The organism is Streptomyces sp. NPDC058683 (assembly GCF_042716195.1).
Classification (GTDB): Bacteria; Actinomycetota; Actinomycetes; order Streptomycetales; family Streptomycetaceae; genus Streptomyces.
In genome coordinates, this window is the sequence record NZ_JBHXSK010000096.1 from 1 (window position 1) to 24,099 (window position 24,099).

Consider the following 24,099-nt stretch of genomic DNA (forward strand, 5'->3'; position numbering starts at 1 on the left):
CACCTGGTGATCGATCAGGAGCATCGCGGAGTTCTCGGGCGTGAACGGCTCGACGGTCGGTGCGGTCTGCTGGGTCATGGAGTGCTTCTTCCGGGGGAGCTGATGGGGGTGTTCGACGTGTCGATCAACCGATTTACTTGGTCGACCAATCATTAGTCGTCAGTGTACGCCATCGCGCATCTATTCCTCCACAGATCCCACGATCAAGACCGGCCACCTGGTGATTCACACGCGCCCCCACATCCCGCCACCACGGGCACACCTCCCCCAAGACGCACATAATTTGGTCACCCAATCCAATGAAGGCGAGACAGTTCACCACACCCTGGGCCGGTGATCACTCCGGCCGCGTGTCCGGCTCGACCGCCTCACCGCTGCAGAGTGGACACAGCCGGAGCACCATCTCGGCGGTGGGCTCCAGAGGACGGTGCCGGTCATGACGGCGGAAAGGGTTGTCCAGCCCGAACGGCATCCAGGACGCACACCAAAGACATCGTCGGGTCCCACGGCGAGGGTCGGCGCTTCCGGGTACCACAGCGCGCAGGATGTCTGTCGGCAGTGCGCGAGGAGGCCGACCGCGGACACACGTGAACCCGACCGGTGGTCAGCCGCTGGCTGCGCCGGGCAGCCGCGCCCGCCATCAGCGAGGACGCATCCGCATGCGCTTGGCCGACCAATCCACATGGCCCGGGCCGACGGGCGACCCTGCAGCGGTGAAGGTGACGGGGATGGCGGGATCCGGGACCGAGGCCCTACGGCCGAGTGCCCTGCCACTCCAGGGCGATGATCACGGCGGCGGCGTCGTAGGGCCGCTGCACGTCGAGGCCGGTGTACTTCTCGAACGCGTTCAGCCGGTTCAACACGGTGTTGCGGTGGCAGTTCAGCACTCGGCCGGTGTCGCCAAGGCTGCCCGTCTCCAGGTAGGTACCGACCGTTTCGAGGATCTTCCTGCGCTCGAGGTCCGTGCACTTCTCCAGGTAGGGGAAGACGATCTGCCCGAGGTCGCATCCCACCCCGGCCAGCAGGTGCCGGGTCACCGACCGCCAACGGTCCGACAGGGTGGCCACACCCGTACTGTCCATCGGCAGGTCGATCATGATCTCCCGGGCGGCCGCCGCGGACTCGCGGACCCTCGCCAGCCCTCGGGCCACCGGCGCGACCGCGACCGCCATACCGGCGAAGAACTCCTTCATGGGAGAGACGAGCCGTCCCAGGGCCACCTCGTCCGTCGGCCAGACGAAGAGGGTGTGGTGGCCGAGGTCGTGGGCGAGGAAGGACTGCGCGGACCGCACCGCGCCGCGGATCCGCCGGTGGACGACTACTCCGTCGTCGCGGGACACGACGGCCACACAGAAGTTCCCGGACAGGGGGATGCGCAGCGCGCCGGCTATCCGTTCCAGGGCAGCCTCGGTCGGCCGCGTCGCCGCGAACAGCTGGGACAGATACTGCCGTTGAAGATCGGCGTCGGCCTGCTCGATGGCCAGCTGCTCCGCGAGATAGTGCTCCTGCACCCGGGCAGCGAACTCGTCCACCGTGGTCCACACCCGTCCGGCGTTGCGCACCAGCAGGGCGGGGTCCGCCCCCGAGGGGGGCTCCGCGAGGTGATCCCACAGCACGGTGAATTCGTGGCGGACGGCACGCAGCAGACTGTCCAGCGGAACGGACTGCCGGGCGCGCCGGGTGCCCAACGACTCGGCGATGGAGGCCAGTCGGAGCGTGGTCCCGTCCGTGCGCAGGCTGTCCAGGATCGCCGTGAACGACTCCTCACTCGCGCACCGCAAATCCTCCACCGTCAGTTCGGAATCGGCGTAGCAAGGGTCGGCCATCGTGCGGGTCAGGAACTGTTCCACCATCGCGCCCAGGCGACCGCGCGTCCGCTCGATGAGATCGTCCCAAAGCTGTTCGTCCCGACCGGACACACGGGTCTCCTTCCTTCTGGTGCGAGCCCAGAGATATTACGTCCTCTCGCGGTCCGCCCGGACATCGCCCGTGTTCTCCACCCGCCCCGCCGCCGTGTTGTGCATGCGCCAAATTTTCGGCTCCGCACGCGGTGCAACTTTTCATTGTCTGCTCCCCCGCCCGCTGGCACTCTTCCCGGTGCGCACCCTCGGCGCCCAGCAAAGGAGGAGCTCGTGGCTGTGGAAACGGGCAGAGAGACCACGCACCCGGGTGGTTCCGTCGGCACGGACCCCGGATACCGGAAAGGTCTTTCCCATCGCCAGATCCAGATGATCGGTATCGGCGGCGCCATTGGCACCGGCCTGTTTCTGGGTGCAGGCGGCAGGCTTGCCACGGCGGGACCGTCCCTGGCAATCGTCTATGCTTTCTGCGGCGTCTTCGCATTCTTCATTCTGCGGGCGCTCGGTGAATTGGTTCTGCACCGCCCGAATTCTGGCTCCTTCGTTTCTTACGCGCGTGAATTCTTCGGCGAGAAGGCCGCATTCGCCGCTGGCTGGGTGTATTCGGTGTCCTGGGCCCTGACCGCCATCGTCGACATCACCGCTGTCGCCACGTACTTCCACTACTGGCAGGCTCTCAGAAGCGTCCCGCAGTGGCTCCTGGCCCTCACCGCGCTGCTCGTCGTCACCTGCGCCAATCTCGTCTCCGTCCGGCTCTTCGGCGAGCTGGAGTTCTGGTTCGCGCTGGTCAAGGTCGCGGCGATCGTGGTCTTCCTCGTGGTCGGCGCCGTGATCCTCGCCGCCGGGTTCCCGGTGGACGGCCGGGAGGCGGGCGTGGCCGTGGTGACCGGGCACGGCGGACTCCTGCCCAACGGACTGCTCCCCGCGGTGATCGTCGTGCAGGGTGTCGTCTTCGCCTACGCCGGCATCGACCTGATCGGCGTGGCCGCGGGCGAGACCGAGAACCCCGCCAAGGTGATGCCGCGCGCCGTCAACGCGGTCATCGTGCGCATCGCGGTGTTCTACGTCGGCTCGACCACCCTGCTGGCCCTGCTGCTGCCGTACGACTCCTACCGGGCCGGTGAGTCGCCGTTCGTCACCTTCTTCAACGGGATCGGTGTCCCCGGAGCGGGCGGGGCAATGAACCTGGTGGTGCTGACCGCGGCGCTGTCCAGCCTCAACGCTGGCCTCTACTCCACAGGTCGCATCTACCGTTCTATGGCGGGCACCGGCACCGCGCCCCGGTTCATGGGGCGCCTGAGCCGCCACGACGTGCCGTACGGCGGCGTCCTGTTCACAGCCCTGCTCGCGCTCCTCGGTGTGGGTCTGAACGCCGTCGTCCCCGAGCGGGCCTTCGAGATCGCGATCAACGCGACCGCCCTCGCCATCCTCTGCACATGGGCGACCATCGTGCTCTGTCAGCTGCGGCTGTACCGCTGGTCGCAGCAGGGCAGGCTGAGCCGTCCCGCCTTCCGGCTGCCCGGCGCCCCCTGGACGTCGTACCTGACCCTGCTGTTCCTGTTCGGGGTCCTCGTGCTCATGGTCTTCGACCACCCCGTTGGGACCTGGACCGTCGGCACGCTGGTCCTCATCGTTCCGGCCCTCGCCCTCGGCTGGTACCGCGTACGCGGCCGGGTCCTCGCCCTCGCGGACGACCGCGCCGAGTCCCTGCCGTTCTGATCCGACTCCGACTCCGAACTCTGAACTCACCCAGGAGAACTCTCATATGACCACCCAGCACCCTGCCACGGGTTCCGACGCCGATCTGTTCCTGCGGGACTTCCGTTCGCTGAGCAGCATCGGCGAGACACCCGGCGGAGGCGTCGACCGGCAGGCCGGGACCGTCGCGGACGCCCAGGCGCGGGCCTGGTTCACCAGCCTGCTCGGCCAGTACGGCTTCACGGTCGAGACCGACGCGATCGGCAACGTCTTCGGGCTCCTGGAGTGGAACCCGGGAGCGCCGTTCGTGCTGGTCGGCTCCCACCTCGACAGTCAGCCGCTGGCCGGGAAGTTCGACGGCGCGTACGGGGTCGCGGCCGCCCTGCACGCGGGCCGCCGGCTGGCCGCCGGCCACGACACCGCGCGCCCGCCGAAGTACAACCTGGCGGTGGTGGACTGGTTCAACGAGGAGGGGTCCCGGTTCGCCCCGTCCATGATGGGCAGCTCGGTCTTCACCGGGAAGACGACCGCAGCAGACGCGCTCGCCACCCGCGACGCGGACGGCGTGACGGTCGCCGAAGCCCTAGTTGCCCTCGGGCACACCGGGACCGGCACCGGGCCGGTGCCCGCCGCGTGCGCGGAGATCCACATCGAGCAGGGGCGGTCCCTGGAGGACTCCGGGACCACGATCGGGCTCGTCCGCTCCTGCTGGGCGGCCGAGAAGTTCACTGTCACAGTGCACGGCGAGCAGGCGCACACCGGGTCCACCGTCATCGCCGACCGCCGGGACGCCCTCCTCGGGGCCTCCCGTCTGGTGGTGCTGCTGCGCGAGCTGGCCGACCGCCACCCCGCCGGAGCCCTGCACACCTCCGTGGGGCAGCTGACCGTGCTGCCCAACTCCCCCGTCGTCGTGCCCCGTCAGGTCGACCTCACGATGGACCTGCGCTCCGCCGACGAAGAACTCCTCGCCGAGGCCAAGCTGTCGCTGGAGCAGGGCATCAAGCTGATCGAGGACGAGGTGAACGTCCGGATCGAGGTCCGCGGCTCCCACGCTTGGGGGGTCCGGCCCTACCCGGCGGCCGGGGTGGACCTGGCCCGCGCGTGCGCGGACTCCCTCGGTCTGACCAGCCGGCCGGTGTACACGCTCGCCGGGCACGACTCGATCAACATGAACGACGTCGTGCCGACGGTCATGCTGTTCGTTCCCAGCCGCGAGGGCATCAGCCACCACGAGGGCGAGTTCACCGAGGACGGCGACCTGTGCGCCGGCGTCGACGTGCTGACCGAGGTGGTCCGGCGGCTGTGCACAGGCGCGCTCGATGACTGAGCCCGCGTCCCTGAAGGTGGCGGTCCTGCAAGCCACCGGCGTGGTCGGGGACGCCCCCCGCAACCTCGCGACGGTCGAGGAGTTCGCGCGGCGGGCCGTGGAGCGGGGCGCACGGCTGCTGGTCACGCCGGAGCTGTTCGTCAGCGGATACGACCCGACGGCCGTCGCCGACGACGACGGGGCACTGCACCGCGAACGGCTCGCCGGCATCGCCCGGTCCGCCGGGGTGGCGCTCGTCGCCTCGACCGTCGACCACGAGGACGGAAAACGCTTCATCAGCGCCTCGCTCCTCGACCGGCACGGGCGCGAACTGACCAGGTACCACAAGGCACATCTCTTCGGCGCGGCGGAGAACACGCTCTTCACCCCCGGCCGTCGCCCGCCCCAGGTCGTCGCCCTGCACGGCGTCCCCGTGGCGCTCGGTATCTGCTTCGACGTGGAGTTCCCCGAGTTCACCCGCGCGGTCGCGCGGTCCGGCGCCGAGCTGCTGTGCGTGCCCACCGCCGTACCGCTGCGCCCGCCGGTCGACGGCCGGCCCGCGCCGTTCGACACCCGGCTGGTCCCCTCGATGGTGGTGCCTACCCGGGCGCTGGAGAGCCAGCTCTTCATCGCCTACGCAGGCCACGCCGGCCCCAGCTTCTGCGGACTGAGCTGTATCAGCGACCCCTACGGCCGACGCGTAGCGGCCGGCGAGACAGGCGAGGAGCTGGTGGTAGCCGACGTGAGCCGCCGCGTCCTGCGCGCAGCGCGCCGGGACACCGGCTATCTCGCCCTGCGCGGCTGACCGGCCCGCTGCGGCCTCTCGCCTTTCTTCCACCGATCCGTCCCTCGCACGAGCACTTCAGGACATCCCGTGAACACGCCTCCGCAGCGCGGCATCAGCATGCTGATGCCGGACTTTCCCTTCCCCTACGACGAGTATCTGGCGCACCCCGACGGGCTCGGCTCGATCCCGCCCGAGCACCACGGCACGGAGGTCGCCGTCGTGGGCGCCGGCCTGTCCGGTCTGGTGGCCGCGTACGAGCTGATGAAGCTGGGGCTGAAGCCGGTCGTGTACGAGTCCGCCCAGCTCGGCGGCCGACTGCGCGGTGCCCGCCAGCCCGGCACCGACCACCCGGTGGCCGACCTCGGCGGCATGCGGTTCCCCCGCTCCGCCCGTGCCCTGTTCCACTACATCGACCTGCTCGGCCTCGACACCAAGCCGTTCCCCAACCCCCTCACCCCGGCGTCCGACAGCACCGTGATCGAGATTGCCGGGCGCAGGCACTACGCCGAGTCCCCGGCCGACCTGCCGCCGATGTTCCACGAGGTGGCCGCGGCCTGGCAGGACTGCCTGGAGGAACGCGCCCACTTCGGTGCCATGCGGCAGGCGATCGCGGACCGCGACCACGTCACGATCAAGAAGCTCTGGAACGAGCTGGTGCCCCTCCTGGACGACATGTCCTTCTCGCACTACCTCGCCACGTCCAAGGCGTTCTCCGCACTGCCCTTCGAGTACCGCGAGGCGTTCGGGCTCGTCGGCTTCGGCACGGGAGGCTGGGACACCAACTTTCCCGACTCGATGCTCGAGATCCTGCGGGTGGTCTACACGGGTGCCGAGGACGACCAGCAGCGCATCCTGGGCGGCGCCCAGCGCCTGCCCGAGCTCCTGTGGCGGCACGCCCCCGAGCAGCTCGCACACTGGCCGGCCGCGACCAGCCTCGCCTCCCTGCACGACGGCTCGCCCCGGGGTGCGGTGCGGCGGATCCGGCGGGCGGACGGGCCGGGTCAGCACATCGAGGTGACGGACCGGTGGGGCAGGACCTCGGACTACACCGCGATGATCGCCACCTGCCAGTCCTGGCTGCTGTCGGCCCGGATCGACACGGACGAGTCCCTGTTCAGCCATCCGTTGTGGACGGCCATCGAGCGGACGCACTACATGCAGTCGTCCAAGACGTTCGTCGTGGTCGACCGGCCCTTCTGGAAGGACGTGGACCCCGAGACCGGGCAGCACGTGCTCAGCACCACGCTCACGGACCGGCTGACGCGCGGCACGTACGTGCTGGACGACGGACCCGACAAGCCGGCCCTGATCTGTCTGTCGTACACGTGGAACGACGACGCGCTGAAGTGGCTGCCGCTCGACGTCGACGAGCGGGTCCGGCTGATGCTGCACTCGCTGAAGCAGATCTACCCGAACGTCGACATCGCCTCGCACATCATCGGTGAGCCGGTCACCATCTCCTGGGAGGACGACCCGGACTTCATGGGCGCCTTCAGCGACAACCTGCCCGGCCACTACCGCTACCAGGAACGCCTCTACACCCATTTCATGCAGGACCGCTTCGACCCGGCCCACCGCGGCATCTTCCTCGCCGGCGACGACGTGTCGTGGACCGGCGGGTGGGCCGAAGGCGCGGTCACGACCGGTCTCAACGCGGTGTGGGGCGTCATGACCCAGCTGGGCGGTAAGACCGGCGCGGCCAATCCGGGCCCGGGTGACCGTTTCGAGGAGCTGCGCCCGGTCAGGCTGCCGTAGTTCTCAGGCGTCCGTCACTTGCCGAAGAAAGCGGCAGGTGACGGACGTCGGCTTCGAGCTGCTCCTCGGCGAGGAAGTGCCCGGATCCGTCGATCCGGACGACCTTGGCGTCCAGTGCCATGCGGGCCTGGGTGGTCCGTGCGGGATCGTAGGGTGAGAGCGACGATCGGCGGGGGCAGGAAGCCGTAGCCCTTCTCGTCCTCGATGCCCTGGGGGAAGGCCTGATACCAGTCGGCCCCTACCCGGATCGCCTCGACGCCCGATCCCACCGGCCCGAGAGGGCACCACGTCCACGCCGCACAGCCGGGTCGCAGAGCACCGTCTCACTCGACTCGGCCTCCCGTACTTGCCTGCATCGGCTTCGGCCCGCCGCACGAGCCGACTCAGCACGTGTCGACGAGTATCGACCGGCTCTAGCTGTGGACGCCGCCAGGGCCCGGCGTCCTCATGCGACCACGTACCGTCCGCGGAATACGAAGTGACTTCCGACGAAGCGCGGAACGCACCCCGCAGCTCGTCTGCAACGACACACTTCAGCCCCCCACTGGCTGCAGTGCACTCTTCTCCCCCGCAGCTGCCGGAGCCTCACGCCGGTACACGTCCTTCAGGTAGAGCACCAGGGCGGCGCCGAGCACCCACGCCGGGAGGATCACCAGGGCGCGGAACAGGCCGTCGTCCTGGAACCGGGACAGCCCCTGCATCGCGCGGACGCCGACACCGACAGGGAGGATCTCGGAGAGCGGGCGCAGCCAAGCCGGAAGGTAGGCCGCCGGCAGGATGCCGCCACTGCTGCTGTTGCCGAGGATCAGCATGAGGATCGAGGCGAGGCTGACGCCGGCCGAGCCGAACAGCCGTAGCAGCACCATGGTCGTCGCACCGACCGCGGCGCCCATCAGCGAGATCACGACGACGAGGGGCAGGAAGGGGCCGGGCAACGCGCCGAAGCCCGTACTTCCGGCGATGAGGGCGACCACGAAGCCGCCGACGACTCCGAACAGGGCCAGGCTGGCCATCCGCCAGCGGTACTGGAGCCGGGGGGCGAGCTGGTAGGTCGTCATGCCGAACAGGTATCCGGCGAGGACCAGGCCGAAGGCGGCGTAGAAGACGGAGAGGCCTCGGGTGTCCCCCGCTGCCGCCGGAGCCACGTCCTCAACGGCGAGTTCGTAGTGCTCCGCGTGTGCCACGGATCCGAAGGCGGTGGTCACGGTCGCGGTGACGCCGGCCCCGTTGGCGCTGCCGTAGAGCAGCTTTCCGTGGCCGAGGTAGGCCGCATAGACGGTCCTGTCCTGGACAGCGTCGCGGGCGGCGGACTTGTCGGGGTAGGTCTCCACCGTGAAGCCGCCCGGGGCGATGCGCTCGAGGTGCTGGCTCAGTCGCGCCTGCTGCGCACCGATCTCCGTCGTGCCCACACGGAGCTGATGGGGGCGCGGTGCGTGGAAGGCGGCGAGATAGACGCTGACGAACACGGCGCCGATCAGCAGGACGACCGCTACGGGGAGCAGGACGGCACGCAGGTTTCCGGGGCCCGGGGGCGGGTGGGCCACGTCCAGGGCGTGCTTGTGGGACTGCCGGGTGACGGCGTGCTGGGACATCGAAGTCGTTCCTAGATTAGAAGGCAACTGATAATATATGTACATCATAATCAGCTGCCTTACAAAAGGGGTCCGCTCCGTGAACCACCCCGACCGCCGCACCGGCTATGTGGCCTGGCAGATCGGCCAGATCATGGCGGCCCAAATCGAGCGCACCCTGCGCCCGTTCCAGCTGACCCTCGCCCAGAACAGCGCCCTGGCTCAGGCCATCCGCGAACCGGGCGTCTCCAGCGCGACCGCAGCGCGCAGGGCGGCGATCACCCCGCAGTCCATGGGAACCGCGGTCAACGGACTGGTCGAGCGTGGACTCCTGGAACGGCGTACCGTCCCCGGCGACCGACGCACCCAACGCCTGCACGCCACGGAAGCCGGACTGCGGCTCGCCGCCGAGGCCGCAGAGGCGGTGGCCGCCACCCACGCCGATGCCCTTCAGGTGCTGACACCGGCCGAGCAGGAACAGGCACACTCCCTGCTGCTGAAACTGCTCGCGTCGCTGAACCCCTCGGCCGTGGAGGGCGGCGCGCCATGAAAGTCCACGGACGAAAGAAGCCGCCGCACAGTTGTCACTGCGTGCGCTCGGCCGCCTCGCCGGACACTCCTGTACTGGACCCGAACTACCTCGCCGATCCCTGCGACCTCGCCACCCTGGCCGCAGGGACCCGGATGACCCGGGAGATCGTGGCCGAGAAAGCACCGGCGGACTGGCGGTGGGAGATCGTGCCGGACCGAGAGGCCCGCAGCGACGAGGACCCGGACTTCGCCCTGGGCATCTGACGGGCTTAGAAGAAGCCTCCGACCGCCGTCGGGCAGATGGCGCGCCGCGTACTGAACAGCGAAGAGCTGTCCGCGGGTGTTCACGGAGAAAACCCGGTCGAAGTCCTCCGGCGTGATCTCTTCGAGGCGGCCGAAGTGTTCGATTCCGGCGTTGCTCACCAGGATGTCGAGCTTGCCGAAGTGTTCGACGGTCTGATTGACGAGGCGTCCGGTCTGCTCCGGGTCGGAGACGTCCGCCTGGATCGCGACCGCGTCGGCGCCGTTCTTCTTCAGCTCTGCAACCAGTTGCTCGGCGTCCGCCGCGCTGCTGCGGTAGTTGATCGCGACTGTCGCTCCGTCCTGCGCGAGGCGTTCGGCGACGGCTTTCCCTATGCCGCGGCCGGCTCCGGTGACGAGGGCAACTTTCCCTTTGAGGTTTCCCATGGCTGTTCCCATCCATTTGTTGTGGGGGCGGGGGAGGACGGAACGGACATGTGTAGCGCCCGCTCCATGTGGCGACCCCGAGGCGATACGGTCACATATCACTCATATCGTCTCAAGATCGTCGGTCAGGGCGCGCCGGGGCCTGACCAGCCTTCGGATCCGGCGCGACTGGTGGACAGAAGTGGGGTTCCGTGTCATCGACGGAATTCGTCTCAACGGCGGACCGGCTCGGCTGGTCGCAGCCCGGTCTGTGACCCGCTCCGGTGTGCCGGCGCGCGGCGCTCCAGGGCTGCCGCCAGGACGGCCAAGGCGAGTGCCCCGGCGGCGAGCAGCGCGCCGACCGCGGACGGGGCGGTGTAGCCGAGGCCCGCGGAGATCACGATGCCGCCGAGCCAGGCGGCGAGGGCGTTGCCGAGGTTGAAGGCGCCGACATTGACGGCCGAGGCGAGCGTCGGAGCACCGGAGGCATGGTCCAGGACCCGCTTCTGCAGGGGAGGAACGGCAGCGAAACCGAGCGCGCCGACCAGGGTGATCGTGATCGCGGCGAGGATCTTGTGGTGCGCGGTGACGGTGAACAGCCCGAGCACGATCCCAAGGGCGCCCAGAGAGACGTACAGCAGGGGCATCAGGGCACAGTCGGCGTACCTGCCGCCGATGAGGTTGCCTGCCACCATGCCGAGCCCGAACAGGACGAGGAGCCAGGTCACCGATCCGTCCGCGTACCCGGCGACGTCGGTCATCAGCGACGCGATGTAGGTGACGGCCGCGAAGACACCGCCGAAGCCGAGCACCGTCATCGCCATGGCGAGCAGGACCTGCACGTTCTTGAGGGCGGCCACCTCATGGCGCAGATGCACGCCCTCGGGCCTGGGCAGGTCCGGGACCAGCCTGGCGACACCCGCGAGCCCAACGACGCCGAGGGCCCTGACGATCGTGAAGGTGACACGCCAGCCCGCGGACTGGCCGACGAAGGTGCCGAGCGGGACGCCGACGACGTTGGCCACGGTCAGACCCGTGAACATCAGGGCGATCGATCGGGCCCGCTTCTCCGGGACCACCAGCTCGGCCGCGACCACCGTGCCGATGCCGAAGAAGGCACCGTGGGCGAGCGAGGCGACCACGCGGCCGATCAGCATCACGGCGAAGACGGGGGCCACTGCGGAGAGCAGGTTGCCGACGACGAAGAGGCCCATCAGCAGCATCAGCATCCGCTTGCGCGGGACGCGGGTGCCCAGAGCGGTCATGAGCGGGGCGCCGACCATGACGCCGAGGGCGTAACCGGTCGCCAGGAAGCCGGCCGTGGGGATGGAGACGCCGAAATCATCTGCGACCTCCGGGAGCAGTCCCATGATCACGAATTCCGTGGTCCCGACCCCGAAGGCCCCGACCGCGCGAGCCAGAAGCGCGAGGGGCATGGCGTTCACCTTTCCCTTCATTGCATGCGCGCTGTACGGGAGTTGTGCGGTGCCCGCCCCGTGAGGAGGCCCAAGGCGGGACCCTTGTGAGGTCAGCCGAGCGCCGGGTAGTCGGTGTAGCCGCGCTCGTCGCCGCCGTAGAACGTCGCGGGGTCGGGGGTGTTGAACGGGCCGTGCTGCTGGAGCCGGCGGGGCAGGTCGGGGTTGGCGAGGAAGAGCGCCCCGAACGCCAGCGCGTCGGTGGTGCCGTCCTCGACCAGGCGCAGGGACTCCGGGCCGGTGGGGGCCGGATGGGTGAAGGGGTTGAGGATGAACGTCCCCTGCCACTGCTTGCGCAGCTGGAGGGTCAGCTCGCGGTCCGGGCCCTCCATGAGGTGGAGGTAGGCCAGGCCGAGCGGGGAGAGCGCCGTCAGCAGTTCCCCGTAGCGGGCCGGCAGGTCGCTCTCGACGATGTCGTTGTAGGGGTTTCCGGGCGAGATGCGGAAGCCGACGCGGTGGGCACCGATCGCCTCGGCCACCGCCCTGGCCACCTCCACTCCGAAGCGGATACGGCCCTGGGTCGTGCCGCCCCACTCGTCCATGCGGAGGTTGACGTTGTCCGAGAGGAACTGCTGGATCAGGTAGCCGTTGGCTCCGTGGATCTCCACCCCGTCGAAGCCCGCGGCCACGGCGTTGCGGGCGGCGGTGACGAAGTCGGCGATCGTCTGCTCGATCGCGGCAGGCGTGAGTTCCTTCGGGGTGACGCAGTCCTGCAGACCCTCGGCGGTGAAGACCTGGCTCTTCGCGGCCACCGGGGAGGGGGCCACGGGGATCAGGCCGTCGGGCAGCAGGCTCGGGTGTCCGATACGGCCGGTGTGCATGAGCTGGGCGAAGATCACGCCGCCCTTCTCGTGCACGGCGTCGGTCACCCGGCGCCAGGCCTCTACCTGCTCGGAGCTGTGTAGACCGGGGGTGTTGGGATAGCCCTGCCCGACCACGCTGGGCTGGATGCCCTCCGAGACGATCAGGCCCGCCGACGCCCGCTGGGCGTAGTAGACGGCCGTCGCCTCGGTCGGCGCCTGGCCGGGGCCGTAGGCACGGCTGCGTGTCATCGGCGACATGACGATGCGGTTGCTCAGTGTCATGCCGGCAAGGTTGAGCGGCTCGAATGAGGTGGTCACGAAAGCTCCAAAATATGGTCGGCCAATCGATCTCCTTCTCACTATACATTGGTCGACCAAGGAAACTATTGCGGAGCAGATATCGAGCCACAGAAGCGCCGTCACCCCACCCGTAAGCAGGCTTACGCAGGGACGTATGTCACCTCGATCCGGGACAGCGCCCGCCCGGCCCGGTGGCGCTCCGGAGCAGTACCCGCGCGGTACTGCTCACGACAACTTGACAGTTCCCCAGGGAAAGTTAGCGACGGCGGAACCTAGCCGCCCCAGGCGCCACAGCAGCCTGGCGGAGCCAGCGGATCCGGGCCGGCCGTGATCCGGTGCACACGGGCCGCACGGAAAAGACCCTCGGCCGAAGGGGCGCCCCACCTCACACATACATTGGCCAGCCAATAGAACGTGGCGGCCGGGGATCGGCGGCTGCGGGACGTCCACGAACTGGCCGAAAGGGGCGCAGCGCGAAGCACTGCGCCCCCGATGACGTCGGTCAGCCGGGCGACGTGAGGGCAGCGGGAGCGGATCGACTGGGCCGTGAAGCCTCAGAAGACGCGGCCGAGGTCCTGCCGGACGATGGTCCGCATGCTGTGTTCGGCAAGGGCCGCGATGGTCATGGACGGGTTGCAGGCGCCGGTGGAGCCGGGGATGCGGGCGCCGTCCAGGACGTAGAGGCCTTTGTGGCCGAGGACACGGCCGGTGAGGTCGACGGCCTCGCCTATCGGGGCGCCGCCGAGGGGTGCCAGGTGGAGGGGGCGCCCGCGTTGGTGTCGACCATCATGCCGCCGCCCGCCGCGGCGATGGCCTGCATACGGGCGGCGATCAGCTCCTGGAGCGCCGCGTCCGCGTCGGCGGGCCAGGTGAGTACGGTCCGGGACCAGGCCCTTGGCGCGGGACTTGACCAGGAACCGACGACCGCGGCCCGTTCGCGTCGTTCCGTCAAGGCCGCGGGGGCCACGGACGTCGTGGCGGATGCCTTGCCGGCACCGGCCGCGGCCCCGGCGAAGGCCGCTGCGCCGAGTGCTGCTGCACCGAGTACCTGACGGCGGCCGATGCGGGACGTGGGGTGGGTGAAGCGAGTCGGGGGGAAATGGCGTCGGACATGAGACACCTGTCGGAGAGCCGAACGTGGGCTGCAGGCGCGCATACGGGCCCGATCCCTTCGGGCGGCGCTGCGGCGGGCTGGATACCGGCCAGAACATGAACGGCCTCACCGAGAGGGGGCGAGGGGGCCTCGGCGGTGCCGCCGAGGCCCCCTGTCATGCTCAAGATCGGACGAGTCCGCCGTCGACGAAGAGCGTCTGGCCGGTGATGAACGCGGCGTCGTCGGACACGAGGAACGACAGCATGCCTGTGAGGTCCTCGGGGACCTGCAGTCGCCGGATAGCCTGCATCTGCGGGACCGCCTCGAACAGGTCCGCCGGCCCCGCCTCCGTCGTCGCCGTCCGGACCATGCTGGGGGCGATGGCGTTGACGGTGATACCCGCGTCCGCCAAGTCAGTGGCCAGCCCGCGGGTGAAGCCGATCGCGGCCATCTTGCTCGCCGCATAGTGGGAGAAGCCCGGTATGACCATGGCGACGGAGTTCGAAGTCATGTTGACGATCCGGCCCCAGCCCCGCTCCCGCATGCCCGGAGTGAATGCCTTCACGGTGTGGAACAGGGCATCCACGTTGAGGGTGAACACCGCGCGCCACTGCTCGAAGGTGATGGTCTCGAACGGCTGGTTCGGGTAGATGCCCGCGTTGTTGACCAGGATGTCGGCTCCGCCGAAATGCCCCGCGATCTCCTGCTGCGCGGCCGCCACGGCGGCCGGGTCGGTGAGGTCCGTCCGGACAGCGATAGCCCGGCCGCCTGCGTCGTGGATCTCCTTGACGACCGGGGTGGCATCGGCTCGGTCGAGTACCGCCACGGCTGCGCCCTCGGCCGCCAGGCGGAGGGCGTAGGCGCGGCCGATCCCGGCGGCAGCTCCGGTGATGACGGCGGTCCGGCCTTCGTGTCGCCCGGTCACCGGGCGATCGTTGATCCGGTCAGGCATGGTGACTCCTTCGTCGGTTGGTGCGTCGGCCGGGGACGGGCAGGCCCATAACCCATTGGTCGACCAATAAAGCACCTTCGACTATACATTGGTCGCCCAAGGAAACGATGTGGGGAGGTACTGCGACCGTGGCCCCGGTCCGACGTCGCCCCCTGCTCAGGCCGAGGCCGGACGACCGGTAGGAGTAACGAGAAACGCCGAGGCACGACAAAGTGGGCGCTGTACAAACCATCCAGCCGGGCGCCCGTCAGGCGGAAGCCCTGCATGAGCCGGTCGACGCCCCCTCCCCCGCCATCGGCCGGATCAGCGGCATGTCAGCCGCTGACGGCGCGATCGGCGAGGCACACAGGCTGACGCGCCGGCCTCACGAGCACCGGCTCGGCGTCAGGGGGCCGGGGTGTGCTTCGTGGCGCCGACGGTGCCGGTAGCGGGCGAGCAGGTGGTGAGGTTCGCCTCGATCCGGGCCAATACCTGCATGGCCTGCTCGAACTCCGCCTTGGTGAAGCCGGCCGCGGTGGCCGCCTCCAGCTCGCGCCACGCCTGCCTGACTCGGTCGTGCAGGGCACGGCCCGCGCGGGTGGCGCTCACAACGATGGCCCGGCGGTCGTCGGGGGACGGTTTGCGGGTGACGAAGCCCGACTGTTCGAGGCGCTGCAGCATCTTGGTGACGGTCGACGGGTCCAGGCCGAGGGTCTTGATCAGGTCCGCCTGGCGCTGCTCGCCGCGCTCCCACAGCTGGATCATCAGCAGCTCCTGGCCGGTGTAGAGGCCGGTGTCACGCAGCAGGTTGCCGGCCACAAGCCGGTGCACCCGGGCCGCGCGGAAGAGGGCCTCGCTCATCGGGGCATCGGCGACGGCCGGCACGTTGTTTTCCGATTCCTCGACCGGACGGGATTCCCGCGGCATGACTGTTGATCCTCCTGGCGGACAGGTCTCGTCCCTGGCGCCGGCAGTCCGGCCAGGGACTCATCTCGCCCACCATTGTATTGGTCAGCCAAGCGAAACCGCCGTTCAGCGATAGCCTGCGGTCCAGCCACCGTCCACGGAGATGTTCTGTCCCGTCACCCAGCTCGATTCGTCGGAGGCGAGGTACAGCGCGAGGGCGGCGATGTCGGGCCCGGTTCCCGGCCGCTGGATGAGGTGCATGTCGAGCATGTACTGCCGACCGTTGTCGTCGACAGCAGCGTCCGTTGCCGGTGACGCGACGAAACCGGGCGAGATGGCGTTGGCCCGGATGCCGTCGGGTGCGCCCTCCGCGGCGAGTGTGCGGGTCAGGGCGATCACGCCGCCCTTGGCCGCGGAGTGGGCGGCCTGCCCGAGGCCGCCGATGCCTCGCAGACCCGATATCGAGGCCGTGTTGATGATCGTCCCACCACTCCGCCGGAGATGGGCCCAGGCGGGATGGGTGGTGTGGAAGACGATGTCCAGCTCAACCCGCATCACATGCCGCCAGAGCTCGACGGTGAAGTCGGCGAAGGGGGCGAAGGCGAAGCCCGCCGCGTTGTTGTAGAGCACGTCGATGCCGCCGAGGCTCGCGGCGGCGTCCTCCACCCAGGCACGGGCCGCGTCCGGATCGGCGAGGTCGGCAGTGTGGCCGTGGACGTCATGGCCCTGCTCCGCGAGCTTGTGCGCCGTGGACTCGGCAGCCCCCGGCGTCACGTCGCAGCCGACGATCCGCGCGCCCTCCTGTGCGAACAGTTCCTGCGCCGCCGCTCCCTGCCCACCTCCCGTACCGGTGATCAGAACCCTCTTGCCGGCAAGCCGGCTCCCTGTGTTCACGGTCGTATCCATGCTGCTTCCTTCCTCGGAACGTGTACCGACGGTCAATGCTGGGAGGGATGTCAGGCGGTCCCGGCGGTACGCCGCAGATGCGCCCACAACCGCTCCAGCAGGGGCGGGGCGGCCGCGCGCCACGCTGTGATCTCTTCGGGGCTCAACGCCGTCACCGGTCCGGCGCCGTGCGCCGCGAGGTGTATCCGGCACGCGGCGTCCAGCAGCCACATGCGGGTCACGGCGATCCCGGGAGCGGCCCCGGCCGTGAGGGCCCCGTTGCCGCGGAGCACCAGTGCGTCGGACGTGCCGAGCATGCGGGCCGCGCGCTCGGCACGCTCTGCGGAGCGCAGCAGCCGGGCGTCGTCGTGCACCGGGATCGAGGCGCCCAGCCATGCGGCCTGTCCGTGCAGCACAGTGATCCGGTCGGTGACGGCGCCGGCTGCGAGGATCGCTTCGGGCTGGGCCCGCGCGACCGCTGTGACGTCGGGCCGCGCCCGGTACACCGCCAGATGCCCCCACGCTTCGGGCGGCGCCCCGGCGGGCAGCGCGTCAGCCGTCAACGGGATCTCGACCAGCTCGTCCGGAACGACCAGGTCCAGTTCCTTCGGCGGTGTGATGAGCACAGAGTCGCCATGGCGCACCGACACATGCCCGAACGCCGTGACCAGGCCGAGGCCGGCCAGTACATGAGCGGCCTCGACCAGCGCGGTGGCCACCGGAGCGGCGCCGGTTGCCGCGGCCGTCTCCCCCACCGTCGTCATGACCGTACGAGCCCGCCGTCGACGTACAGCGTCTGGCCGGTGACGAACGCGGCATCGTCGGACACGAGGAACGACAGCATGCCTGTGAGGTCCTCGGGGACCTGCACCTGCCGGATGGCCTGCAACTGCGGAACCACCTCGAAGAATTCCGCCGGTCCGGCCTCGGTCGTCGGCGTCCGGACCAGGCTGGGGGCGATGGCGTTGACAGTGATGCCCGCGTCGGCCAGATCGGTGGCCAGCCCGCGGGTGAAACCAATCGCCGCCATCTTGCTGGCCACGTAGTGCGTGAAACCGGGGATGACCAGGCCGACGGAGTTCGACGTCATGTTGACGATCCGGCCCCAGCCACGCTCCCGCATGCCCGGCACGAACGCCTTCGCCGTGTGGAACAGGGCATCGGTGTTGAGGGTGAACACCGCGCGCCATTGTTCGAACGTCATGGTCTCGAAGGGCTGATTGGGGTACATCCCGGCGTTGTTGACCAGGATGTCGGCTGTCCCGAGTTGTTCCGCGATCTCCGTCTGAGCGGCCACCACACCGGCGGGGTCGGTGAGATCGGCCTGGACGGCGATGGCCCGGCCGCCCGCGTCGAGGATCTCCTTCACGACCGGGCTGCCGTCGGCCCGGTCCAGCACTGCGACGGCAGCACCCTCGGCAGCAAGCCGCAGGGCGTAGGCGCGGCCGATCCCACCGGCAGCTCCGGTGATGACCGCGGTCCGGCCTTCATGTCGCATGGTGACTCCTTTGTCAGACGTGCAGAGAAAAGTGTATTCAGATAGGGACACGTTGAGCGGGGTCCAACCGATCCCTGGCATCCCGGGATCGGTTCATTCGATCTTGCTAGCCCAGGGCAAGTGCATCCCCTTCGGCGACCGGGTCACGACGCGTCCGCGGCCATCGACGAGGGCAGCTGCGGCTGGGTGGACGGCCGGGACACCGGTCCCTGCCACATATCGAGGGAGGCGGGCCGGGAGGAGTCGAAGGTGCGCACCACCCAGGTGGCCTCGTCGACCGGCAGGCCCCCGGTGGCGTACTCGTACGTGATGCCCTCGGGGCCGCGGAAGTAGATGAACACCGAGCCGGACGTGGGGTGTTTGCCGGGGCCCATCACGATGTCGACCCCGTTGTCGCGCAGGAAGTTCCAGTTGCGGAAGATGTCGTCGAGCGTGGCCGTCTGGAAGTTCACGTGGCACAGGCCGGGGCCGTCGCCGCGGAACACCGCGAGCTTGTGGTGGACCTGGTCGATGCGCATGAGGCAGGCGTTGTCACCGATCCAGTCCGAGACCCGGGCGTTGAAGGTGGTGGACCAGAACCGGTGGGCCTCGCGGACGTCGGGCGCGTCGAAGCACATGTGCCCGAACTCGCTGATCCCCGAGGACGGGCGGGTCAGCCGGACCGGCTCGGCCATCGTCTCCTGGCCCGTCACCAGCTCGACCCGGTTGCCGAAGGGGTCGTCGAAGGCGATGAACCGGGTGACATGCCGCGAGCGGGCCTCATCGGCGTCGCCGCGTGCGACCCGGAAGCCGCGCTGCTCCAACTCGGTCTCCGCCAGGGCGAGTGCGTCCTCGTCAGCTACGGTGAAGGCAGAGGCGATCACCCCCGAGGGTCCCTCGACCAGAGCGAGGCTGTGGTGCCGATGGTCGGCCCGCAGGTGCGCGACGCCGGGCTCCCCGGTGTCGACCCGCTGCAGGCCCACGATCTCGGTCGCGAAGCGGGTCGCCTTCTCGAGATCCGAAGCGCCGGAACGTACGTACGCGATGTCAGTGAGCGTGATCACGAGTGGGCCCTCTCGCCGTAACTGTCGTTGCCGTATCCGAAGTAGCCGCGTTCGACCGTCTCGGCGGGCCAGCTCTCGCACACCGCTCCGGTGAGCTGGGTGCGCAGGCAGCGCGCGGTCTCGCACGAACAGGTCCGTACGGCGTCGAGTGCGCCGTCGGACACCTTGCGCGGCCAGTCCGGGTCGGTGAACAGCGGTCGTGCCAGGGCTATAGCGGAGACATGACCCCGCTCCAGCGCGTGCGCGGCGGCGCTCGGGTCACCGAGCCCACCGCCCGCCACGACGGGCAGCCGCGTGGCGAGGGACAGCGCCGCGTTGTCGGCGACCGCGTAGCCGCGTCGGCCCATGAGCCCGTCGTTGGCCGGCAGCCGCATGGTCTCGAAGGTGGTGGGGACGCCGAACAGGAAGTCCGCGCCCGCCGCTTCCAGCAGCGGGGCGAGCCGGACGGAGTCGTCGAGGGTCCATCCGCCCTCGACACGCTCGTCACTCATCAGATGGACGCCGACGACGAAGTCCGGTCCGGTCCGGCGCACCACCTCGCGCACGACCTCCAGCGCGAAGCGCACACGCCCGTCGAAGTCGCCGCCCCAGTCGTCGGTGCGCCGGTTGGTGCGCGGCGAGAGGAATCCGGAGATGAGGAATCCCTGCGCCGCGTGCACGTCGACGCCGTCGAAACCCGCGCGTTCGCACAGCTCGGCGGCCCGCCCGAAAGCCTCGATCGTCTCCTCGATCTCCTCGGGGGTGATCTCCTGCGGGGTGACCGTGCGGCCGGCCGTGAGCTCGAACGGCACCGCCGACGGAGCCAGCCGGCGGCGGCTCTCGTAGACGTCCCAGGGACCGGCGTAGCGGCCGGCGTGTACGAGCTGGACCATGGCTAGCGCGCCATGCCGGTGGATCTCGTCGGCCAGCCGGCGCAGGCCGGGCAGCCGTTCTTCGCTGTCCACCAAGTTCTGCAGCGGCATCTGCCGTCCGGAGACGTTGACGGCGAAGTTCTCGGTGATCACGGTGCCGGCCCCGCCCTGCGCCCGGCGAGCGTAGTGCTCGACCTGGGGACGCGTGACGAAGCCCTCGGCGTCGCCGTAGCAGACCGACATCGGCGCATGAACGATGCGATTGCGCGCGGTCCGACGGCCCAGTCGCAGGGGTGTGAACAGTGAGGCGAAGACCGTGTCGTTCTTCCGCAGCTCCGGGACACTTGTCATTTCGACTCCTCCAAATGCGGCACGTCCATGTGCGGCACATCGCGGTGGGACTTCCCCGTGCGGCCTCGACGGCCGGATGACGGGGGGTGCGGCGGCCCGACAGCGGGCCGGGCCCGCCCCGGCTTCGCTCGGCCACCTCGGAGCCAGAGTGCATACACTTCATGAAGATGTCAACGCCTTGACGAGGCGGGGCCAAAGTGTACACAGTTTGAGGGGAGCGAGACCGCCGGCGACGCGGCTCGCGCAGTGGCCGCAGCTAGCAACGAGGTGACTGATGGATACGGAAACACGGTCGGAGGCGGCGCAGGCCCTGCTCGGCGCCCACCGCACCGGCGAGCCGATCGAGCCCCTGACCGAGCGCTTTCCGGGCCTGAACGTGGACGACGCCTACGCGATCCAGGCGGCCCAGGTCGAGCGGTGGGTGCGCGACGGCGCGGTGGTCAAGGGCCACAAGGTGGGACTGACCGCGCCGGCCATGCAGCGCCAACTCGCTGTGGACCAGCCGGACTTCGGCCACCTGATGGACACGATGTTCCACCTGGAGTCCCTGCCGATCGACCCGTCGGCGTTCCTGGCTCCGCGCGTGGAGCCCGAGATCGCGTTCGTGCTGGGCAAGCCGCTGGGCGGCCCCGGCGTCACCGTGGCCGAAGCCACGGCGGCCGTCGACTTCGTGCTGCCGGCGCTGGAGATCATCGACTCCCGCGTCCGGGACTGGCGAATCACCCTCGCCGACACCATCGCGGACAACGCGTCGTCGGGCGGAGTGGTGCTGGGCAGTACGCCGCTGCCGCTGCCCCAGGTGGACGTCCGCCGGGCGGGAGCGGTGCTGTACCGCAACGGCGAGATCGTGGGCACCGGCGCTCTGGGCGTGGTGCTGGGCTCACCGTTGAACGCCCTGGTGTGGCTGGCCAACACGCTCGGCGCGCGAGGGGTGACGCTCCAGGCGGGCCAGGTGGTACTGCCCGGTTCGGTCACCGCGGCCGTACCGGTGACCGCCGGTGACGTGGTCACGGCGACATTCGCCGGGCTCGGTTCGGTGACGGCCCGCTTTTCCAAGGAAGGCGCAGCAGCGTGACGCAGTCCGCCACAGGAGACATCGACATGAGCGAGTGGAACGTCGAGCGGGCCGTGACGGTGCTCGCGGAGGCCGAGGCCGGGCGGAGCGACCGCGGGCCGATCACCGACGAGTGGCCCGAGCTGGACCTGGAGACGGCGTATCGGGTGCAGGACGAGATCCTGCGCCGCAAGCTCGACGCCGGCGAGCACATCGTCGGTGTGAAGCTGGGTCTGACCTCACGCGCGAAGCAGCAGCGGATGGGCATCGATTCCCCGCTGACGGGGTGGCTCACCGACGGGATGGTCCTGCCGGCCGGGGCACCGCTGGTCACGGGCGAGTTGATCCATCCGCGTGTCGAGCCCGAGATCGTGTTCGTGCTCGGCGAGCAGCTGAAGGGACCGGCTGTGACCGCGGCCCGCGCGATGGAGGCGGTGTCGCATGTGTACGCCGGTCTCGAGGTGATCGACAGCCGGTACACCGACTTCCGGTTCAGGCTGCCCGACGTGGTCGCCGACAACGCCTCTTCCGCCCGGTTCGTCATCGGCTCGGTGGCGCGCAGGCCCGAGGAACTCGACCTGGCGCTGGAGGCGTGCCTGCTGGAGGTCGACGGCGAGGTCGTGGACTCCGCCACCGGCGCAGCCGTACAGGGCCACCCCGCCGAGGCACTGGCACTCGCGGCGAACGCGCTCGGCGAGCGCGGGCTGGCCCTGGAGGCGGGGTGGCTGGTGCTCACCGGAGGCATGACGGACGCGGTGTTCACCCGCCCCGGCGGCTCGGTCGCCGCGCATTTCACCAACCTCGGCTCGCTGATGATCGGATGTGAGTGACATGCCTCTGGTGGAGATCACGCTGGCCGAAGGCCGCTCCCCGGAGCAGATCAGGGCTCTGCTGGCGGACGTGCACCTGGCCGTCCACAACGCGATCGACGTGCCGGAAGCCTCCATCCGAGTGGTGGTGCGTGAGGTACCGCCCGCCCATTGGTCCGCAGGCGGCCAGACGCTCGCCGAGCGCGCCGCCGCCGCAGCCGCGGCCGAGACCGAGATCAAGACCGCGGCCGAGACCGCGAACACCGGGAGCTGAACCATGGAATTCTTCGGCCACGTCATTGACGGCAAGGAGATCGAGTCGGACTCCGGCTCGACGATGACATCGACCGACCCCTACACCCGCGAGCCCTGGGCGGAGGTGGCGCTGGGCGACAGGACCGACGCCGACCGCGCGGTGGACACGGCGCGCAAGGCGTTCGACTCGGGGCCCTGGCCCCGGATGGGATACGGCGAGCGCGGGCGAATCCTGCACCGGCTGGCGGACCTGATCGAAGAGCACGCCGACGAGCTGGGCATGGCAGACACCCGGGACATGGGCAAGCCGATCACCCAGTCACGCGGCAACGACGTACCGCGCGCGGCGTCCAACTTCCGCTTCTTCGCCGACCACGCACGCCTGTCCACGGCGGACACCCTGCCGATGGACACCGGCCACCACGCCTACACCCGCTTCGAACCCGCCGGGGTGGTGGCGGCCATCGCACCGTGGAACTTCCCTTTGATGCTGGAGACCTGGAAGATCGCGCCTGCCCTGGCCTGGGGCAACACCGTGGTGCTCAAGCCCGCCGAGGACACCCCGGCCTCCGCGACGATCCTCGCGCGCCTCGCCCTGGAGGCCGGGATGCCCCCAGGTGTCCTCAACATCGTCCACGGCTACGGCCCCGACTCCGTGGGCCAGGCCCTCACCGAGAACCCGTCCGTGGACCGCATCACCTTCACGGGCGAGTCCGGCACCGGCCGGATCATCGCGGCCGCCGGGGCCCGCAACCTCACCCCTGTGAGCCTGGAACTGGGCGGCAAGGGCGCCAACGTGGTGTTCGCCGACGCCGACCTGGACACCGCCGTCGAGTGGTCCATCAAGGCCATCTTCACCAACACCGGACAGGTCTGCCTCGCCGGTTCCCGGATCTACGTCCAGCGCCCCGTCTACGACGCGTTCCTGCGCCGGTTCACCGCGGCGGCCGACGCGCTGCAGATCGGCGACCCGAAGCAGACGTCGACCGAGATCGGACCGCTGGCCTCCCAGGATCACCACCAGAAGGTACGCGGCTACGTCGACAGCGTGGAAGCCGAGGGCGGCACCCTCGTCACCGGCGGACCGGGCGACGGCTGGACGGTCAGGCCGACCGTCGTCACCGGTCTCGGCCAGGAGTCCCGGCACGCCCGGGAGGAGATCTTCGGGCCACTGGTGGTGGTCATCCCCTTCGACACCGAGGAGGAGGTGATCGCGCTGGCCAACGACAGCCGGTACGGCCTCAACGCGATGCTCTTCACCGAGAACCTGCACCGCGCCCACCGGGTCTCCGCCGCTCTGCGCGCCGGAACCGTCTGGGTGAACTGCTTCTTCATCCGCGACCTGCGCGCACCCTTCGGCGGGGTCGGCGACTCGGGCATCGGCCGAGAGGGCGGGAACTTCAGCCGCGAGTTCTTCACCGAGCCGAAGGCTGTCGTGATGCAGATCCGGCCCGAGGAGATCTGAAATTTGGTGGGCGGCAAAAGAGTCAGCCCTGGGGTGGGGAATACATGCCAGCTGGCGTACGCTAGCCACTAACAATTGGTCGACCAACTAAGTGGACCGGTTGCCGCATCCGTTCCCCCTGGAAGAGGTTCCGTCATGACCACACAGCAGGCCACTGAGCCGTTCACCCCCGAGAACTCCGCGATGCTCCTGATCGATCACCAGGTC

The 24,099-nt window shown here is 69.5% G+C and carries 24 protein-coding genes; 9 read left to right on the forward strand and 15 right to left on the reverse strand.

What is annotated here, in order from left to right; all coding sequences use genetic code 11:
• Positions 1 to 752: 752 nt before the first annotated feature.
• Positions 753 to 1,919 carry a PucR family transcriptional regulator gene (locus ACFWXC_RS51415; protein WP_384490977.1) on the reverse strand — a complete coding sequence of 389 codons (1,167 nt, stop codon included), beginning with the start codon at positions 1,917 to 1,919 and terminating at the stop codon, positions 753 to 755.
• A gap of 213 nt (positions 1,920 to 2,132) precedes the next feature.
• Here ACFWXC_RS51415 and ACFWXC_RS51420 point away from each other — a divergent pair, with 213 nt between their 5' ends.
• The 4 genes from ACFWXC_RS51420 (at position 2,133) to ACFWXC_RS51435 (ending at position 7,405) form a co-directional block, all read left to right on the forward strand.
• Positions 2,133 to 3,578, forward strand: coding sequence for an amino acid permease (locus ACFWXC_RS51420; RefSeq protein WP_384490979.1), 1,446 nt, complete (start codon positions 2,133 to 2,135; stop codon positions 3,576 to 3,578).
• A gap of 46 nt (positions 3,579 to 3,624) precedes the next feature.
• Complete coding sequence (locus ACFWXC_RS51425; RefSeq protein WP_384490981.1) at positions 3,625 to 4,884, forward strand: M20 family metallo-hydrolase; 1,260 nt, start codon at positions 3,625 to 3,627, stop codon at positions 4,882 to 4,884.
• Positions 4,877 to 5,668, forward strand: coding sequence for a nitrilase-related carbon-nitrogen hydrolase (locus ACFWXC_RS51430; RefSeq protein ID WP_384490983.1), 792 nt, complete (start codon positions 4,877 to 4,879; stop codon positions 5,666 to 5,668). Before ACFWXC_RS51425 ends, ACFWXC_RS51430 begins: the two co-directional genes overlap by 8 nt.
• A gap of 99 nt (positions 5,669 to 5,767) precedes the next feature.
• Positions 5,768 to 7,405 carry a flavin monoamine oxidase family protein gene (locus ACFWXC_RS51435; protein WP_384491015.1) on the forward strand — a complete coding sequence of 546 codons (1,638 nt, stop codon included), beginning with the start codon at positions 5,768 to 5,770 and terminating at the stop codon, positions 7,403 to 7,405.
• On the opposite strand, the gene ACFWXC_RS51440 is transcribed toward ACFWXC_RS51435, so the two are convergent.
• Both ACFWXC_RS51440 and ACFWXC_RS51445 read right to left on the reverse strand, forming a co-directional pair.
• A complete protein-coding gene (locus ACFWXC_RS51440) occupies positions 7,392 to 7,526 on the reverse strand; it encodes a hypothetical protein (protein ID WP_384490985.1) in 135 nt (44 codons plus the stop codon). The two genes, ACFWXC_RS51435 and ACFWXC_RS51440, sit on opposite strands and share 14 nt — an antisense overlap.
• A gap of 412 nt (positions 7,527 to 7,938) precedes the next feature.
• On the reverse strand, positions 7,939 to 8,997 hold the full coding sequence (locus ACFWXC_RS51445) for an ABC transporter permease (RefSeq protein ID WP_384490987.1): 1,059 nt from the start codon (positions 8,995 to 8,997) through the stop codon (positions 7,939 to 7,941).
• Positions 8,998 to 9,076: 79 nt separating this feature from the next.
• On the opposite strand from ACFWXC_RS51445, the gene ACFWXC_RS51450 reads away from it, so the two are divergent.
• Positions 9,077 to 9,526, forward strand: coding sequence for a MarR family winged helix-turn-helix transcriptional regulator (locus tag ACFWXC_RS51450; protein WP_384490989.1), 450 nt, complete (start codon positions 9,077 to 9,079; stop codon positions 9,524 to 9,526).
• Here ACFWXC_RS51450 and ACFWXC_RS51455 read toward each other — a convergent pair.
• The 12 genes from ACFWXC_RS51455 to ACFWXC_RS51510 all read right to left on the reverse strand — a co-directional run bounded on the left by ACFWXC_RS51455 (position 9,427) and on the right by ACFWXC_RS51510 (position 20,309).
• Positions 9,427 to 10,206: an SDR family NAD(P)-dependent oxidoreductase gene (locus ACFWXC_RS51455; protein WP_384490991.1), complete on the reverse strand. Its 780-nt coding sequence runs from the start codon at positions 10,204 to 10,206 to the stop codon at positions 9,427 to 9,429. The genes ACFWXC_RS51450 and ACFWXC_RS51455 overlap by 100 nt on opposite strands.
• Positions 10,207 to 10,406: 200 nt before the next feature.
• A complete protein-coding gene (locus ACFWXC_RS51460; protein WP_384490993.1) occupies positions 10,407 to 11,609 on the reverse strand; it encodes an MFS transporter in 1,203 nt (400 codons plus the stop codon).
• Positions 11,610 to 11,701: 92 nt separating this feature from the next.
• On the reverse strand, positions 11,702 to 12,769 hold the full coding sequence (locus ACFWXC_RS51465) for an alkene reductase (RefSeq protein ID WP_384490995.1): 1,068 nt from the start codon (positions 12,767 to 12,769) through the stop codon (positions 11,702 to 11,704).
• Positions 12,770 to 13,305: 536 nt separating this feature from the next.
• Positions 13,306 to 13,506, reverse strand: coding sequence for a GMC oxidoreductase (locus ACFWXC_RS51470; RefSeq protein WP_384491017.1), 201 nt, complete (start codon positions 13,504 to 13,506; stop codon positions 13,306 to 13,308).
• Positions 13,479 to 13,703 (reverse strand): hypothetical protein, encoded by a 225-nt coding sequence (locus ACFWXC_RS51475; RefSeq protein WP_384491023.1) that lies wholly within the window; start codon positions 13,701 to 13,703, stop codon positions 13,479 to 13,481. Before ACFWXC_RS51475 ends, ACFWXC_RS51470 begins: the two co-directional genes overlap by 28 nt.
• 322 nt (positions 13,704 to 14,025) lie before the next feature.
• Positions 14,026 to 14,796, reverse strand: a complete 771-nt coding sequence (locus ACFWXC_RS51480) for an SDR family NAD(P)-dependent oxidoreductase (RefSeq protein ID WP_384490997.1) — start codon at positions 14,794 to 14,796, stop codon at positions 14,026 to 14,028.
• Positions 14,797 to 15,180: 384 nt separating this feature from the next.
• Complete coding sequence (locus ACFWXC_RS51485; RefSeq protein ID WP_384490999.1) at positions 15,181 to 15,702, reverse strand: MarR family winged helix-turn-helix transcriptional regulator; 522 nt, start codon at positions 15,700 to 15,702, stop codon at positions 15,181 to 15,183.
• Between the two features lie 105 nt (positions 15,703 to 15,807).
• Positions 15,808 to 16,587, reverse strand: coding sequence for an SDR family NAD(P)-dependent oxidoreductase (locus tag ACFWXC_RS51490; protein ID WP_384491001.1), 780 nt, complete (start codon positions 16,585 to 16,587; stop codon positions 15,808 to 15,810).
• 50 nt (positions 16,588 to 16,637) lie between these two features.
• Positions 16,638 to 17,330, reverse strand: coding sequence for a class II aldolase/adducin family protein (locus ACFWXC_RS51495; RefSeq protein ID WP_384491003.1), 693 nt, complete (start codon positions 17,328 to 17,330; stop codon positions 16,638 to 16,640).
• Positions 17,327 to 18,064, reverse strand: coding sequence for an SDR family NAD(P)-dependent oxidoreductase (locus ACFWXC_RS51500; RefSeq protein ID WP_384491005.1), 738 nt, complete (start codon positions 18,062 to 18,064; stop codon positions 17,327 to 17,329). Before ACFWXC_RS51500 ends, ACFWXC_RS51495 begins: the two co-directional genes overlap by 4 nt.
• 143 nt (positions 18,065 to 18,207) lie before the next feature.
• Positions 18,208 to 19,107 (reverse strand): VOC family protein, encoded by a 900-nt coding sequence (locus ACFWXC_RS51505; RefSeq protein ID WP_384491007.1) that lies wholly within the window; start codon positions 19,105 to 19,107, stop codon positions 18,208 to 18,210.
• Positions 19,104 to 20,309: an NADH:flavin oxidoreductase gene (locus ACFWXC_RS51510; RefSeq protein ID WP_384491009.1), complete on the reverse strand. Its 1,206-nt coding sequence runs from the start codon at positions 20,307 to 20,309 to the stop codon at positions 19,104 to 19,106. Before ACFWXC_RS51510 ends, ACFWXC_RS51505 begins: the two co-directional genes overlap by 4 nt.
• Before the next feature lie 274 nt (positions 20,310 to 20,583).
• Between ACFWXC_RS51510 and ACFWXC_RS51515 the strand changes: the two genes are divergently transcribed.
• From ACFWXC_RS51515 to ACFWXC_RS51530, 4 genes are read left to right on the forward strand one after another with little or no spacing between them, the layout of a single operon-like run.
• Positions 20,584 to 21,384, forward strand: a complete 801-nt coding sequence (locus tag ACFWXC_RS51515; protein ID WP_384491011.1) for a 2-keto-4-pentenoate hydratase — start codon at positions 20,584 to 20,586, stop codon at positions 21,382 to 21,384.
• A gap of 26 nt (positions 21,385 to 21,410) precedes the next feature.
• The gene (locus tag ACFWXC_RS51520; RefSeq protein WP_384491019.1) at positions 21,411 to 22,193 is read left to right on the forward strand and encodes a 2-keto-4-pentenoate hydratase; all 783 of its coding nucleotides are present in this window, start codon (positions 21,411 to 21,413) and stop codon (positions 22,191 to 22,193) included.
• Position 22,194: 1 nt separating this feature from the next.
• The gene (locus ACFWXC_RS51525; RefSeq protein WP_384491021.1) at positions 22,195 to 22,446 is read left to right on the forward strand and encodes a 4-oxalocrotonate tautomerase family protein; all 252 of its coding nucleotides are present in this window, start codon (positions 22,195 to 22,197) and stop codon (positions 22,444 to 22,446) included.
• A gap of 3 nt (positions 22,447 to 22,449) precedes the next feature.
• Positions 22,450 to 23,892 (forward strand): aldehyde dehydrogenase, encoded by a 1,443-nt coding sequence (locus ACFWXC_RS51530; protein ID WP_384491013.1) that lies wholly within the window; start codon positions 22,450 to 22,452, stop codon positions 23,890 to 23,892.
• Positions 23,893 to 24,099 lie beyond the last annotated feature (207 nt).